The sequence below is a fragment of the Flavobacterium jejuense genome (genome assembly GCF_006491595.2).
GTDB lineage: Bacteria > Bacteroidota > Bacteroidia > Flavobacteriales > Flavobacteriaceae > Flavobacterium > Flavobacterium jejuense.
Map to the genome: position 1 here is coordinate 52,024 of NZ_VEVQ02000019.1, position 14,544 is coordinate 66,567.

Annotated in this window: 14 protein-coding genes; 5 read left to right on the top strand and 9 right to left on the bottom strand. The window is 31.0% G+C overall.

The annotated features are described in order from the left end of the window. Positions 1–112: 112 nt before the first annotated feature. The 3 genes from katG to FIA58_RS19705 all read right to left on the bottom strand — a co-directional run bounded on the left by katG (position 113) and on the right by FIA58_RS19705 (position 5,367). Positions 113–2,296: a catalase/peroxidase HPI gene (gene katG / locus FIA58_RS19695; protein ID WP_140964411.1), complete on the bottom strand. Its 2,184-nt coding sequence runs from the start codon at positions 2,294–2,296 to the stop codon at positions 113–115. Between the two features lie 152 nt (positions 2,297–2,448). Then, positions 2,449–3,918, bottom strand: coding sequence for a Na+/H+ antiporter NhaC (gene nhaC / locus FIA58_RS19700; RefSeq protein WP_140964412.1), 1,470 nt, complete (start codon positions 3,916–3,918; stop codon positions 2,449–2,451). Positions 3,919–4,011: 93 nt separating this feature from the next. Continuing rightward, positions 4,012–5,367, bottom strand: a complete 1,356-nt coding sequence (locus tag FIA58_RS19705) for a M28 family peptidase (protein WP_140964413.1) — start codon at positions 5,365–5,367, stop codon at positions 4,012–4,014. Positions 5,368–5,814: 447 nt separating this feature from the next. Between FIA58_RS19705 and FIA58_RS19710 the strand changes: the two genes are divergently transcribed. After that, positions 5,815–6,435: an SPOR domain-containing protein gene (locus FIA58_RS19710; protein WP_140964414.1), complete on the top strand. Its 621-nt coding sequence runs from the start codon at positions 5,815–5,817 to the stop codon at positions 6,433–6,435. A 124-nt stretch (positions 6,436–6,559) separates the two neighbouring features. On the opposite strand, the gene FIA58_RS19715 is transcribed toward FIA58_RS19710, so the two are convergent. Next, positions 6,560–7,777 (bottom strand): aminotransferase class I/II-fold pyridoxal phosphate-dependent enzyme, encoded by a 1,218-nt coding sequence (locus tag FIA58_RS19715; protein ID WP_140964415.1) that lies wholly within the window; start codon positions 7,775–7,777, stop codon positions 6,560–6,562. A gap of 148 nt (positions 7,778–7,925) precedes the next feature. Here FIA58_RS19715 and FIA58_RS19720 point away from each other — a divergent pair, with 148 nt between their 5' ends. From FIA58_RS19720 to lpdA, 3 genes are all read left to right on the top strand, one after another. Further along, positions 7,926–8,393, top strand: a complete 468-nt coding sequence (locus tag FIA58_RS19720; protein ID WP_140964416.1) for an Lrp/AsnC family transcriptional regulator — start codon at positions 7,926–7,928, stop codon at positions 8,391–8,393. Positions 8,394–8,435: 42 nt separating this feature from the next. After that, positions 8,436–8,633, top strand: coding sequence for a hypothetical protein (locus tag FIA58_RS19725; RefSeq protein WP_140964417.1), 198 nt, complete (start codon positions 8,436–8,438; stop codon positions 8,631–8,633). Between the two features lie 137 nt (positions 8,634–8,770). Next, entirely contained in the window at positions 8,771–10,174 is a 1,404-nt protein-coding gene (gene lpdA / locus FIA58_RS19730; protein ID WP_140964418.1) for a dihydrolipoyl dehydrogenase, read from the top strand. 68 nt (positions 10,175–10,242) lie between these two features. Here the strand turns inward: lpdA and FIA58_RS19735 are convergent, their stop codons facing one another. The 3 genes from FIA58_RS19735 to trmD all read right to left on the bottom strand — a co-directional run bounded on the left by FIA58_RS19735 (position 10,243) and on the right by trmD (position 11,944). Next, entirely contained in the window at positions 10,243–10,617 is a 375-nt protein-coding gene (locus FIA58_RS19735) for a DoxX family protein (protein ID WP_140964419.1), read from the bottom strand. Positions 10,618–10,755: 138 nt separating this feature from the next. Further along, positions 10,756–11,109 carry a 50S ribosomal protein L19 gene (gene rplS / locus FIA58_RS19740; RefSeq protein WP_140964420.1) on the bottom strand — a complete coding sequence of 118 codons (354 nt, stop codon included), beginning with the start codon at positions 11,107–11,109 and terminating at the stop codon, positions 10,756–10,758. Between the two features lie 157 nt (positions 11,110–11,266). Continuing rightward, positions 11,267–11,944, bottom strand: a complete 678-nt coding sequence (gene trmD / locus FIA58_RS19745) for a tRNA (guanosine(37)-N1)-methyltransferase TrmD (protein ID WP_140964421.1) — start codon at positions 11,942–11,944, stop codon at positions 11,267–11,269. Between the two features lie 172 nt (positions 11,945–12,116). Between trmD and FIA58_RS19750 the strand changes: the two genes are divergently transcribed. After that, positions 12,117–13,256: a hypothetical protein gene (locus FIA58_RS19750; protein ID WP_140964422.1), complete on the top strand. Its 1,140-nt coding sequence runs from the start codon at positions 12,117–12,119 to the stop codon at positions 13,254–13,256. On the opposite strand, the gene FIA58_RS19755 is transcribed toward FIA58_RS19750, so the two are convergent. Together FIA58_RS19755 and FIA58_RS19760 are read right to left on the bottom strand one after the other, a co-directional pair. Next, positions 13,253–13,699: a DUF1569 domain-containing protein gene (locus tag FIA58_RS19755; RefSeq protein WP_140964423.1), complete on the bottom strand. Its 447-nt coding sequence runs from the start codon at positions 13,697–13,699 to the stop codon at positions 13,253–13,255. The genes FIA58_RS19750 and FIA58_RS19755 overlap by 4 nt on opposite strands. Before the next feature lie 2 nt (positions 13,700–13,701). Further along, on the bottom strand, positions 13,702–14,499 hold the full coding sequence (locus FIA58_RS19760; RefSeq protein ID WP_140964424.1) for a class I SAM-dependent methyltransferase: 798 nt from the start codon (positions 14,497–14,499) through the stop codon (positions 13,702–13,704). Positions 14,500–14,544: the final 45 nt, after the last annotated feature.

Here is a 14,544-nt window from a genome sequence, read left to right on the forward strand (position 1 = left end):
TTAACTATTTTTTCACGAATAATCCAGTATTTTTATTATTTATTGTTGATATAGTAAAAAACCACCTTCTGAAGGTGGTTTTTTAATTTTAATATTTATTTGAGCAATCTGTTTATACGTCAAATCTATCAGTATTCATGACTTTTGTCCATGCTTTGATAAAATCTTTAACAAATTTTTCTTTAGCATCATCTTGTGCATATACTTCAGCATAGGCTCTTAAAATAGAATTAGAACCAAAAACTAAATCAACACGAGTAGCTGTCCATTTTGTTTCTCCAGTCTTTCTATCTACTATATTGTATGAATTTTTACCTGTAGGTTTCCAAGAATATTTCATATCTGTTAGGTTGACAAAGAAATCATTACTCAAAACGCCTACTTTATCGGTAAATACACCATGATTAGTTCCTCCATAATTTGTTCCAAGAACTCTCAGGCCACCTAATAAAACTGTCATTTCTGGAGCAGTTAGTCCCATTAATTGCGCTCTATCTAGCATTAATTCTTCTGGTTTTACTGCATAATCTTTTTTCAACCAATTTCTAAAACCATCATGTGTTGGTTCTAAATCAGAAAATGATTCAATATCTGTCATTTCTGCCGTTGCATCACCTCTTCCTGCTAGAAATGGAGCTTTTATAGTAACACCAGCTTTATGCGCTGCTTTTTCAATAGCAGCAGTTCCTCCTAAAACAATTAGGTCAGCAATACTTACCTTTTTTGTTAATCCATTTTGGATTTGTGTCAAAGTATCTAGTACTTTTTGTAATCTTTCGGGTTCATTTCCAATCCAATCTTTTTGAGGAGCTAAACGAATTCTTGCTCCATTTGCACCACCTCTAAAATCAGATCCTCTAAAAGTTCTAGCACTATCCCAAGCTGTATTTATTAACTCTGTTTTAGTTAAGCCACTATTTAAAAGTTTTTCTTTTAATTCTTCAATTTCTGAATCTGTTAATTTGTAATTAACTTTTGGAACTGGGTCTTGCCAGATTAAATCTTCTTTTGGAACATCAGCTCCTAAGTAGCGGTCTTTTGGTCCTAAATCACGGTGAGTCAATTTAAACCAAGCTCTTGCAAATACATCAGTAAAGTAGTCGGGGTTTTTATAGAATTTTTCTGAAATTTCACGATAAATAGGATCCATTTTCATAGCCATGTCAGCATCTGTCATAATTGGATTATTTCGTTTTGTAGGGTCAAAAGCATCGATTGGTTTGTCTTCTTCTTTAATATTTATAGGTTCCCATTGCCAAGCACCTGCAGGACTCTTTTTTAATTCCCAATCATAAGTAAATAATAAGTAGAAATAACCATTATCCCATTGCGTTGGATTTGTGGTCCAAGCTCCTTCAAGTCCACTAGTTACTGCATCGGTACCAACACCAGTTCTTGTAGGATTGTGCCAACCAAGCCCTTGTTCGTTTAATTCACCAGCTTCTGGTTCTTTTCCTAGGATTGAAGCATCCCCATTTCCGTGCGCTTTACCAACAGTGTGCCCACCAGCAGTTAATGCGACAGTTTCTTCATCATTCATAGCCATGCGTTTAAATGTTGTTCGAACATCTATAGCAGTTTTTAATGGGTCTGGTTTACCATCAACTCCTTCAGGATTAACATAAATTAATCCCATTTGAACAGCAGCTAAAGGATTGTCTAAAGACTCTCTGTTTTCGTCATTATTGTATCGTTCCTTGGTTTCAGCTAGCCATTCTTTTTCATTACCCCAATAAATATCTTTTTCAGGATGCCAAATATCTTCTCTACCACCCGCAAAGCCAAAAGTTTTAAGTCCCATAGATTCATAAGCCATATTCCCTGCTAAAATTATTAAATCAGCCCAAGAAAGTTTGTTTCCATATTTCTTTTTAATAGGCCACAGTAATCTTCTTGCTTTGTCTAAGCTGGCATTATCTGGCCAACTATTAAGTGGTGCAAAACGTTGGTTTCCTGTATTGCTCCCTCCTCGGCCGTCAGTGACTCTATAAGTACCTGCAGAATGCCATGCCATTCTAATCATTAGTCCGCCATAATGCCCCCAGTCTGCTGGCCACCAATCTTGACTTTTGGTCATGAAGTTTTTTAAATCATTTTTTAGAGCTTCTAAGTCTATTTTTTTAAACTCTTCTGCATAGTTGAAATCTTTGCCAAGAGGATTAGTTTTTGTATCATGCTGATGAAGTATGTCTAGATTTAGTGATTCTGGCCACCAATATTGATTGTTAGTTCCTGTTGTTATAACATCTTCCTTTTGATGAAAAGGACATTTTCCTAAGCTATTTGAGTTTTCCATAATTTTGCTGATTTATTATTATTAATTATTGTTTGTTTATAAAATGATTTAAAGTCAATTGTTTAGTACTCAAAAATACAAATAAAAAAACCACTACTTCTTTTAAGTAATGGTTAATTTTTATTTAAAAATAGATTTTATTTATAGCAATTCTATTCTTTGATAGTTGAAACTAATTGTTTTATTTTGATATTGAATGCTGCAAAAATTAAGGTCATAAATGGACTTAATATATTAAAAAAGGCATAAGGAAGATAATCTAATGTGTTAACCCCTAAAGTTCCTGATTGATAAGCACCACATGTGTTCCATGGAACTAATACAGAAGTAACTGTTCCTGAATCTTCTAAAGTTCTACTTAAGTTTTCAGGAGCTAAACCTTTATCTTTATATGCTTTTGCAAACATTTTTCCAGGGACTACGATAGCTAAATATTGATCAGAAGCAGTAATATTTAGAGCTAGACAGCTTCCTACAGTCGAAGCAAATAAACCAAATGTAGTTTTGGCTAATTTTAATAAAGCTTGACTTATTCTAGCTAAAGCACCAATAGCATCCATTACGCCTCCAAAAACCATGGCGCACAATATTAACCAAATAGTACCTAGCATTCCATACATTCCTTTGGCTTTAAATAATTTTACTAAACTTTCGTTTTCTGTTGGAATTATTGTTTCAATGGTAATGGCATCCATTGCTCCTCTGTAGGCTGATTTGAAACTCATTGTTTCTACACCTGCAATTTGATTTAATATTTGAGGTTGAAAAATTACGGCAAAAATAGCCCCTAATAAAATTCCTATAAATAGAGCAATTAACGGTTCGGTTTTTTTGAAAATTAAACCTATAACGATAATTGGTACTAAGAATAGCCAACCTGAAATATTAAATGATTTTTGTATATCAATTAGCATTTGAGATGAATCAGCAGCTCCATTTATATCAACAGTTAAACCAAGTATAATAAATAGAATTAAAGAAATTATGAATGTAGGTGTAGTTGTTAAAGCCATATATCTGATATGGGTAAATAAATCTGTTCCTGCCATTGCTGGTGCTAAATTAGTTGTATCAGACATGGGTGATAATTTATCACCAAAATAAGCTCCTGAAATCACAGCTCCAGCAACCATTCCAACCGGGAATCCAATAGCTCCACCAATACCAATTAATGCAATGCCTACTGTTGCAGAAGTAGTCCAAGAACTTCCAGTTGCTATGGAAATTATGGCACAAATTACCATTGTTGCTGGTAAAAATATGCTAGGACTAAGTATTTGAAGACCATAATAAATCATTGAAGGGATAATCCCACTAATAAGCCATGTTCCAGCCAAAGCACCAACCATTAATAGAATTAATATAGCTCCTGCTGTAGATTTAATGTTTTCAGCTACTTCGTCTATCATTTTTTGAAAGGATACTTTGTTAAATAATCCAACAATAACAGCAATAGCAGCCCCTAAAAGTAATACGAATTGATTGCTTCCTCCTAACGGGTCATCGTCTTCTCCACTATAAACTACTAAAACATTAAATGCTAACATAGAAATTAAAGCAATTACAGGAATTAAAGCTTCCCAAATATTTAATTCTTTATTTCGATTTATTTTTGTATCCATTTATTTTTTATTTGAAGACGCAATATAGCCAATGTGAAGCTATTGGCAAAGAAGTTTGCTAATTAACTACTACTGATATGTGGGATTTGAAAGTTATCTTTTTCTAAAGGTCTCTCTTATAATGTCATTTGGGAAAACAACTGGACTTTCATGACCGTTTCTACTTACTGAAGCGACACCAAAGAAATAATTATCAATTACAATTCCTTCTAATTCGAAAGTATCTACATTGCCTACGAAACGACTATTCTCCCATTGTGGTGCGGTAGTTAATCTCCAATATATTTTATAGCCTAAAATGGTTTCATTTTCAATTTTATCCCATTTTAATTTTACATTTGGTTGTACAATTCCTCCAATCAATACATTTTTTGGAGCAGGAGGAGCCCAAGCTAATGAAGCTAATGTAATAGCATTTACCGAAGTTAATTTTTTAGCATATTCAAAGTTGACACCTTCTAAAACATCACCATACTTAATGTTATTTTCGGTTCTAATATTTTGATGCTGACGGTTGTAGTTTTCATGCGCTTCCATAATTCGAACACCTGCAAAGCCTAAGTCATTAAATGGTCTATGGTGACCACCTCTTCCAAAACGATCTAACCGATAAACCAGCATAGGGTTCATTTCTGGCATGTAAGTTTTTGTTGTCTTTTCAATGTATCGAGCTAATTGTCTTGAAACTCCGTCTACTTCACCGCCATAAAAACGTCTCATATTGCGTTCTTTTTCGGTTTCATTGGCTGGTGTTGGCTCAGAAAAAATTCGGAATGCTCTATTGTCAATGATTCCATCAACTCCCTCGATATTACCAATCATATCATTATTTAAGACTCCAATAATTTCCCATTCTTTGTTTTTTGCATATGTAGCAAATCCTTTTCCACCAAATAACCCTTGTTCTTCACCAGAAAGGCCTATATAGACAATACTACTTTCAAATTTATATTTTGATAATACTCTTGCGGCTTCAATAGTTCCAGCCATTCCAGAAGCATTGTCATTTGCTCCAGGAGCATCAGTGGTGAAATCCATAGTATCTGAATTTCTACTGTCTATATCACCACTCATTATTACATAGCGATTTGGATATTTGGTTCCTTTTTGGATAGCAATAACATTTACAATCCAAGTGTCTTTTGGAACTCTTTCTCCATCATTAGTGGTAACAAAGTCTTTTTGGTAAAAAACATTTAAGCAATTTTTACATTCTTTAGAAATGGATTCAAACTCTGATTTTATCCATTTTCTTGCAGCTCCAATTCCTCTAGTGGTTGAAATGGTATCGCTAAATGTGTTTCTTGTGCCAAAATTAGCTAATGTAGTGATGTCTTTTTCTATTCTTTTAGAAGATATTTTGTTAATGATATCAAAGATTCTAGGATCTTGTTGTGCAGAATTGATTAACGAGTGTAAGATGCAAAATAGTAAAATTATCTTTTTCATTGAGGAGGTAGTTTTTTCAAAGGTAAAAAAAATCCAACTATAAGATTTGTTGTTAGATTTTATAACATATTATTAGTATTTTATTGTAAAATGTTTAATTATCAATTGAATCTATATTTTTCTTATTTTGAGGAATGTCTAAACTGTTTTCTTAATATTAAAAATGCAGCGATTATGAGAGTGAATACAATATTGACTATGAGCTGTTGAAATATTAAACCAACGAAACTTACTATTTATATTGTGAATTGTATTACTTTTAAGAAAAATCAATCAAAGAAAAGAGAATTTGTTTTACTTATTTTTTATAATATTAAGAATCAAATTATTAAAATATTTAAAATGATACTTTTTTAATTTTAATTTTTTTGTTTCTGAAAAAGAGTTATAAATTTGATCATAGATAATTTGTTTTTTAAAAATATTAAATAAAAAAATGCTTAAGTTATGCCTTATATAGAAGAAAAAGATTTAGTAGCTCTTCATCAAGAAATTGAGAAAAATAATCGGGAATTAAAAGAATTTACGAATAACCTTAAGAAGGAGCGTAAGAAAGGAGATGTTTTTAAAGGGCAACGAAATATTTTTATTATAGTTTCTGGTATAGTTCTTCTGGTTTTATTTAGTATTGTTGTTGTGTATTATACTAAACCTCTACTTTTGATAAATAATACTTTTCTTAATGAAAAGGGGATTGGTTTGTATGATAGTGGTAAGATTGATACATTAGAAAAAAAAATCTTAGAGTATAAAAAAATTAATGAAGAACTTTTGAACTCTAATAGTTTAATGAAAGAAAATTCTAAATCCTCTTCTGCACAAGTAGATATTGTTTATACTGTTCAAATAGGTGCTTTTTATGACCAAAGAATTTCTCTACATTCGGAAGTTTTTGGTAACTTTAAAGAACTTCAAGAAGATGAGTTTTATAAATATTCTTTAGGGAATTTTGATAATTTAAATGAAGCACAAATTTTTAGAAAGAAACTATTGACTATAGGTTTTGAAGATGCTTTTATTGTTTCTTATAAAGAAGGTAAACGTCTAAAGATTGAAGAGGTTAATTAGTTTTTGATAATAAAAACGGTCTAAAAAGTAATTGTTTTTATGTTGATTTATCTCAATAGCTCAAGTCTTTATCGAGTTATAAAATCTCTTTACTTTTTAGACAGTTTTTTAATTTGGTTGTTTTTTATAAACTTATAGGTTTTAAAATACCTACTTCTTCTATGCAGTTTTTCATCATTTGATATGTTCTTTCGATATCATTGTCTAGGCCTATTGAAAAACGAATTAAACCATCTGTTAATCCCATTTCAGCTTGTTCTTCTAGTGGCATTTCTGAAGAGGTTGAAGTTCCAGGAGCACTAAATAAGGTTTTATAAAAACCTAAACTTACTGCTAAATAACCTAAATTTCTTTCTTGCATTAATTCCATTAGTTCGTTAGCTTTGTCTAGTGAACCAACATCAATTGTTAGCATTCCTCCAAAACCATATTCTGGGTTAATCATGTTTTTATAAACTTCATGGCTAGGGTGACTTTTTAAACCAGGGTAAACAGTTTTTAGACCATCTTGCTCGAATTTTTCTGCTAAATAACTAGCATTATAGCTATGTTGTTTTATTCTTAAGTGTAATGTTCTTAAATTTTTCATTACAGAAGCAGAACGCATACTGTCCATTGTAGGGCCTAGTAGCATGCTAGCTCCAGAATTTACATTTTTTAAATCATTGATAAATTCTTGTGATGCACAAACTACACCTCCAACTGTATCACTACTCCCGTTAATGTATTTAGTAAGAGAATGAATCACAATATCAGCTCCTAATTTGATTGGAGAAACAGATAAGGGAGAAAAAGTGTTGTCAACCACTAATTTTATATTGTGTTTTTTTGCGATTTTTGATAAACTACCTAAATCAGCGACTTCTAGTAATGGATTGCTTACTGTTTCACAATATAAAACTTTAGTTTTTGGGGTAATTGCTGCCTCAACAATATCTAACTTTGTTATATCAACAAAAGATGTTTGAATTCCCATTCTTGGTGCGAAATTTTTTAAAAAGGCATATGTTCCTCCATAGATAGTTCTACTTGAAACAATATGGTCTCCATTTCCACATAATTGTAATAGAGTAGGAGTGATAGCTCCCATTCCAGAAGCTGCTACATTAGCAGTTTCAGTACCTTCCATTGCAGCTAATGCTTTGTCTAGATATAAGTTACTTGGAGAAGAGTGTCTTGAGTATAGATAGCATCCTTCTGCATTTCCTTCAAACGTATCAAACATTGTCTTTGCTGAAAGGAATGTGTAAGTTGAGCTATCAGATATAGAAGGGTTTACTCCTCCAAATTCTCCGAAATATTGTAAATCTTGAATATTGTCTGCTGGGTTGAATGTACTCATAGTTGTGTTTTATAAATTCACTTCAAAGTTCTTTAAATATAATTTAATTTTCAATACAAGTTTATTTATTTAGAATATTTAACTATAATTTTTATTTTATATAGTTTTTTATTCTGTAATTCACTATTTTTGATTTAAAATAAATAAGATGAAATTAGATAACATTGATAAAAAATTGTTAGAACTCTTGCAAGTGGATACAAAAAAGACAACTAAAGAATTGTCTATGAAGTTAAATTTGTCAGTTACAGCTGTTTATGAACGGATTAAAAAATTAGAGCGAGTACATGTTATACAAAAATATGTTGCATTACTAGATAAATCAAAGATAGATAAAAATTTTGTTGTTTTTTGCCATATTAAATTAATACAACATAATATAGATTTGATAGCTCAGTTTGAAAAAGAAGTTGTGCAGTTAGATGAAGTTTTAGAATGTTTTCATGTAAGTGGAGATTACGATTATATTTTGAAAATATTTGTGAAAGATATGGAAGCATATAGAGAATTTATGGTTACTAAATTGACTACTATTCAGCATATTGGTAGTACACATAGTACTTTTATGATTGGAGAAGTTAAAAATACAACTGTTTTTAGATTGAATAATAATTGATTTTTGTATATTAGCTACTCAAACAAATAAATAATTTAAATCATGAAAAGTAAATTTTTAAACATTCAAGGAGTAGAAGTTCTTACTAAAGAAAGTCAGAAAACAATTTTAGGAGGAATTAGTGGCCCTTACGATTTGTCAAAATGTGGTTGTTCTTGTAGTGGTTCTGTAACTGGTCCATCTTATTGTATTAAATTTATCGCTTGCCCACAAGTGTATACTTGTCATCAAGAAATTTAATTCATCTTATGAATAAATAAGGAAAGTCTGTCATTGTTTGGCAGACTTTTTTACTTTAATAAAAGTAAAATTATATCGAAAAAGGATTTATATTTCCTAATTTTGTACTTTTAAAACAAATCAAAGAATAATATATTATGAGTCAATTTGATGTAACTATTATAGGTTCTGGTCCAGGTGGATATGTTTCAGCTATAAGATGTGCCCAATTAGGATTTAAAACTGCGATTATTGAAAAATATCCTTCTTTAGGAGGTACTTGTTTAAATGTTGGTTGTATTCCTTCTAAGGCTTTATTAGCTTCCTCTCATCATTATGAAGAATTACAACATTTTGCTGATCATGGAATTGAAGTGTCTGGAGATGTAAAAATTAATTTAGAGAAAATGATTGCTCGTAAACAAGCAGTCGTGGATCAAACTTCAGGTGGAGTTAAATATTTAATGGATAAAAATAAGATTACTGTTTTTGAGGGAGTTGGTTCTTTTGAGGATGCTACACATGTGAAAGTGTCTAAAAATGATGGTTCTTCAGAGATAATTGAATCGAAATATATTATTATTGCTACAGGATCAAAACCATCTAATTTACCTTTTATTACTTTAGATAAGGAAAGAGTAATTACCTCTACAGAAGCTTTAAAATTAACAGAAGTGCCAAAGCATTTAGTGATTATTGGTGGTGGAGTTATTGGAATCGAATTAGGACAAGTGTATATGAGATTAGGTGCTCAGGTATCTGTAGTGGAATATATGGATAGAATTGTTCCAGGAATGGATAGTTCTTTGTCTAAAGAATTAACGAAAGTATTAAAGAAACAAGGGATGAAATTCTATGTTTCTCATAAAGTGCAATCTGTTGAAAGAAGTGGAGATGTGATTACTGTTAAAGCTGAGAATGCTAAAGGTGAAACTATTTCTTTAGAGGGAGATTATTCACTGGTTTCTGTTGGTCGTAGACCTTATACGGCTGGTTTAAATGCTGACAAAGCGGGTGTGAAAATTTCTGATAGAGGAATGGTTGAGGTAAATGATCATTTACAAACGAATGTTTCAAATATATATGCAATTGGTGATGTCGTTAGAGGTGCAATGTTGGCTCATAAAGCGGAAGAAGAGGGGACTATGGTTGCTGAAATCTTAGCAGGACAAAAACCACATATTGATTATAACTTAATTCCAGGTGTTGTTTATACTTGGCCGGAAGTTGCGACTGTAGGGAAAACAGAAGAGCAGTTAAAAGAAGAAGGAGTGGTCTATAAGTCAGGTAGTTTTCCATTTAAAGCATTAGGAAGAGCAAGAGCTGGTGGTGATACAGATGGATTCGTAAAAATTTTGGCTGATGCTAAAACGGATGAGGTTTTAGGTGTTCATATGATTGGTGCTCGTTGTGCTGATTTAATTGCAGAAGCAGTTACTGCAATGGAATTTAGAGCAAGTGCAGAAGATATTTCGAGAATGTCTCATGCACATCCTACATTTGCTGAAGCGGTTAAGGAAGCAGCATTAGCAGCTACTGATAATAGAGCTTTACACGTATAGAGAAAAAATATTTCAAAAAACTTTAAAAGCCAAATTCCTGTCTATTAGGAATTTGGTTTTTTTATTGCTCATGCTTTTACAATTTCTTTATAACTGTTCCAGTGTGAGTAGATTAAAAATAAGTTTCCTAAGAATAAAACTAATGCGATTGGTAAAGCGTCTTGTGATGGGAAAATGTTTAATAATAAAATGTTTAGAGAAACGGGTAATAATACTAAGTTGAATAGCTTAACAAACTTCCCAAACACAAAAGATAAACCAACTAGTAATTCAATAGTTTTGGCTAATGGCATTAAGTATTTTGTTGCCATAAATCCAGTAAAAACTGTTGCCATATTGCCTGTTGGAGCAGGCTGTTCACCAATAGGAAAAAAGTAAGTAATAGAAGCAAAAAGTAAAAATAATCCTAAAAGGATACGAATAATAATTGTAGCCATTCTCATATAATAGTTTTTTAAGGTTTTTATATCAAATATACACAATTAAGTAATTCCTTTTTTGGTAACTAGTTATAAAAAAGTGTATTACAAAAAAAAAGTCGCAATAGATTGCGACTTTTTATAATTTTCAGAAAGAGAAGATTATCTTCTTCTTTTTTCTTTAATTTTTGCTTTTTTACCAGTAAGTTCTCTGAAGTAAAAGATACGAGCTCTACGAACTTTACCTCTTTGGTTTACTTCTACTTTTTGTAAAGCTGGCATGTTAACTGGGAAAATACGCTCAACACCAACAGCACCAGACATTTTACGAATTGTAAAAGTTTCAGTCATTCCAGAACCTCTTCTTTGGATTACTACTCCTTTGAAGAACTGTGTTCTTGTTTTTTCACCCTCTTTAATTTCATAGTACACAGTGATTGTGTCTCCAGCATTAAATTCTGGGAAGTCTTTTTTTGTTACGAATTCGTTATTTACGAAATCAACTAAATTAGCCATTTTGTATAAAATAATTGTTTGATTCAGAGCAACATACACGTCTTTCGCTAGAGGTTGGTCCAAATGTGGGTGCAAATGTAAAAAATAATTATCAATTATAAATTATTAATTATGAAATATTTCATTTTGTAATGAGAATAAAAGTTGTCTATATTTCTTAATCACTTAAAAGATCTGGTCGTCTGGTTTTTGTATGTTCATACGCTTTTTGTTCTCTCCATGCTTCAATTTTTGGGAAATTACCACTTAAAAGAATGTCAGGGACTTTTATGCCTTTATATTCAGCGGGTCTTGTATATACTGGAGGTGCTAATAAATTATCTTGAAAACTATCTGTCAAAGCGGAAGTTTCATTACTTAAAACACCAGGAATTAAACGAATTATACTATCACATAGTACAGCTGCACCTAATTCACCACCTGAAAGTACATAATCTCCAATTGAAATTTCTCTAGTAATAAAATGATCGCGAACTCTTTGGTCTACACCTTTATAGTGTCCACAAAGAATGATAATGTTTTTCAATAAGGACATGCCATTTGCCATACTTTGATTTAAAGTTTCGCCATCTGGAGTCATGTATATTACTTCATCATATTCTCGTTCACTTTTCAATTTTGTGATACAATCATCAATAGGTTGAATACTCATTACCATTCCTGCACCACCACCAAATTGATAATCATCTACACTTTTTTGTTTATTTGTTGTGTAGTCTCTCAAATTGTGAAAATGCACTTCTACTAATCCTTTTTCAATAGCTCTTTTTAAAATAGAAGCTTCAAACGGACTTTTAATTAATTCTGGTAAAACGGTAATGATATCGATGCGCATTTTTACTTAGGTTTCAAGGTTGATGTTTTGTAAAGCATTGTGCGCAAATTTAGGTAACTTTAAATCTGAAACAAAATTAAGTTCAATGCTGTAAGTAAGTAGGATAAAATTCAAAGCCTTTTTTGTACATTTGATTGTAAAACTATTAGGTTTTTTAATTTATTTGTTTGACATGAAAAAAAGAGTACTTTTTTTATCAATATTATTATGTGTTTTTTATTCTATTGGTCAAAATAATAAACAGAAGATAGAAGTACAGTTAAGTTCAAGGGTAGATATGGCTTCTAAGGAAGTTAATGAAATTGTTGTTCTATATGAAAATTATTTAAACTCTAATCCTCATATTATTTCTGATAATCCCTTTTGGAATAGAAAAGAAAAGGAACTCTATAAAGATTTTGATTTCTCACGGGCAAGTATGTTTCAGTCAGGAATGACCACTGAGCAATTGTGTAATATTTTTTCTCCTTTTGTTATGTCAGTTGAACCTTATGGAAAGAAATATCAAATTAGAATACTGTTTTCTATGCCTACTAATAATCCTGAGTATTTAAGGTCAAAAGTGTGGTGTATTCAAAAATTGAATGCAATTAAAGAAGGTCAAAAATGGGTTTTAGAGAATTTAATAGTGGAACTAACTAAAGAATGGAAATCTAATACTATTGGTACTATTGAATATGTCTACCCAAATTCACATGTTTTCAATAGGGATGAAGCTAAGCTTAGTGAGGTTTTTTGTGAGGATATAATTTCTCGTTTTAATCCTAATTATAATACAACATTTAAATTTTATTTAACAAATAATATTGATGATATGGGTTTGTTAGAAAATTTTGATTATTACTATGTTGGTATTACTAAAGGGAAAGCAAGGGAGAATATGATTTTAACAGCTAGAGGGAATGAGTATTTTCCTCATGAATTAGTTCATAAACTTTTACCTGAAAATAAAAAAAGAGGCCATATAATTGAAGAGGGTTTAGCTGTTTTTTTAGGAACAAAAGTAAATTTTTTAGAATATGAAAAAATGCGATTAGAATTAGCAAATGATTTAATAAATAATAGAACAAAAATAAATTTTAAATCTGTTGTCTCACAAGAAGTAAGTTTTAATGGATATCAAACTGCTTATCCAGCTGGTGGTGCAATTTGTGAATTAGTTTATAACAAAGCAGGAGATAAAGGGCTGCTTCAACTTATGATTGCTAATACAGAAAGTTACGGAGCAATTATTTTAGAATTAACTAAAATTACTAACTTAAAATTGGAGGAAATTATAAAAGAATGGAACAAATTAATATTGAAAAACTAAACCCCAAACTGTCTCAAATGATGATCCAAATGTTTCCATTGTAGATTATTCCAATCGGCTTCGTTAAGTTTACCCCAAAAAGGATGCACTTCTAATTGCACTACTTGAAAACCTTCACCTAATTTTTGTATTCTTTCAATTAGTTGGTTTTTTGTGAGTTCAAAATCATAGGTTTCTTTTCGGATGAATTCTTTAGCAGTTGGAGAGTTTTTCTTAAATTCTGGAGCGTCTAACCATGATTTTTTCATCATTCTGCCTAACATTCGCATCGGAAAAGATATTTTTAAAGTCTCGATTCCTAAAGCTACAGCTATAGGAGAAATGCAATGACTCAACATTTGGTCTACCGACATTTTACCCCAGAGTGGTTTTGACTCTGGAGTTAAATTATGGATTCTTTTTATAATTTCCTGATTGTCTTTTGGATCAAAAATATTTTTCATACTTATAATTTTTTAGATACCAGACTATACATCATTGGAATCTTATTTTCTAAATGCTTGATTCTGAATTTTCCAGATTTAAACTCAATAGTTTCATTAAAACAATTGTAATTGGAATAATTATATTCCTGAAAATGTTCCATTTGTAAACCATTATTTGATAATGCTTTGAAAACTTCTGAAAGCGAATGATTCCAACCAATATAATTGGTAGTAATTGCTGCTTCTTTATTAGCATACGTTCCAGTATATTCTTCTAATATGGGTTTTTCGTTGTGATAATGGTATTTAATTTCTTTAAAATCATCATCAAACATCCATAAAACGGGATGAAATTCTACAAAAACAAATTTTCCGTTAGGTTTCAAAGCTTCAGATATAACTTTTGCCCATTTTTCTAAATCAGGTAACCAACCAATAGTGCCATAACTGGTATAAACAATATCAAATTTTTCTTTTATATGTTCCAAAGTTTCATATACATCACAACAAATGAAAGTAGCATTTAATTGTAATTGCTCATTTAATTCTTTAGCTTTTTCTATTGCTTTATCTGATAAATCGACTCCTGTAACTTTGGCTCCTAATCGAGCTAATGAAAGTGAATCTTGACCAAAATGACATTGTAAATGTAAAATACTTTTGTTTTTTATATCTCCTAATAATTCTAGGTCAATATCAGGAAGCGTGTTTTTCCCATTAAGAAAGCTTTCCATATCATAAAAATTAGAATCAATATGAACTGGAACTTTGTTGTTCCAAGTTTCTTTGTTTACTGCAATATAGTTGGTTGCTTCCATGTTTGTTTTATTAGGTTTTAAATATACTAAAAAACGGATAATCAA

Coding starts and splice junctions, on each gene's coding strand:
- katG (WP_140964411.1), bottom strand. CDS start 2,296: ATGGAAAACTCAAATAGCTTAGGAAAATGTCCTTTTCATCAAAAGGAA.
- nhaC (WP_140964412.1), bottom strand. CDS start 3,918: ATGGATACAAAAATAAATCGAAATAAAGAATTAAATATTTGGGAAGCT.
- FIA58_RS19705 (WP_140964413.1), bottom strand. CDS start 5,367: ATGAAAAAGATAATTTTACTATTTTGCATCTTACACTCGTTAATCAAT.
- FIA58_RS19710 (WP_140964414.1), top strand. CDS start 5,815: ATGCCTTATATAGAAGAAAAAGATTTAGTAGCTCTTCATCAAGAAATT.
- FIA58_RS19715 (WP_140964415.1), bottom strand. CDS start 7,777: ATGAGTACATTCAACCCAGCAGACAATATTCAAGATTTACAATATTTC.
- FIA58_RS19720 (WP_140964416.1), top strand. CDS start 7,926: ATGAAATTAGATAACATTGATAAAAAATTGTTAGAACTCTTGCAAGTG.
- FIA58_RS19725 (WP_140964417.1), top strand. CDS start 8,436: ATGAAAAGTAAATTTTTAAACATTCAAGGAGTAGAAGTTCTTACTAAA.
- lpdA (WP_140964418.1), top strand. CDS start 8,771: ATGAGTCAATTTGATGTAACTATTATAGGTTCTGGTCCAGGTGGATAT.
- FIA58_RS19735 (WP_140964419.1), bottom strand. CDS start 10,617: ATGAGAATGGCTACAATTATTATTCGTATCCTTTTAGGATTATTTTTA.
- rplS (WP_140964420.1), bottom strand. CDS start 11,109: ATGGCTAATTTAGTTGATTTCGTAAATAACGAATTCGTAACAAAAAAA.
- trmD (WP_140964421.1), bottom strand. CDS start 11,944: ATGCGCATCGATATCATTACCGTTTTACCAGAATTAATTAAAAGTCCG.
- FIA58_RS19750 (WP_140964422.1), top strand. CDS start 12,117: ATGAAAAAAAGAGTACTTTTTTTATCAATATTATTATGTGTTTTTTAT.
- FIA58_RS19755 (WP_140964423.1), bottom strand. CDS start 13,699: ATGAAAAATATTTTTGATCCAAAAGACAATCAGGAAATTATAAAAAGA.
- FIA58_RS19760 (WP_140964424.1), bottom strand. CDS start 14,499: ATGGAAGCAACCAACTATATTGCAGTAAACAAAGAAACTTGGAACAAC.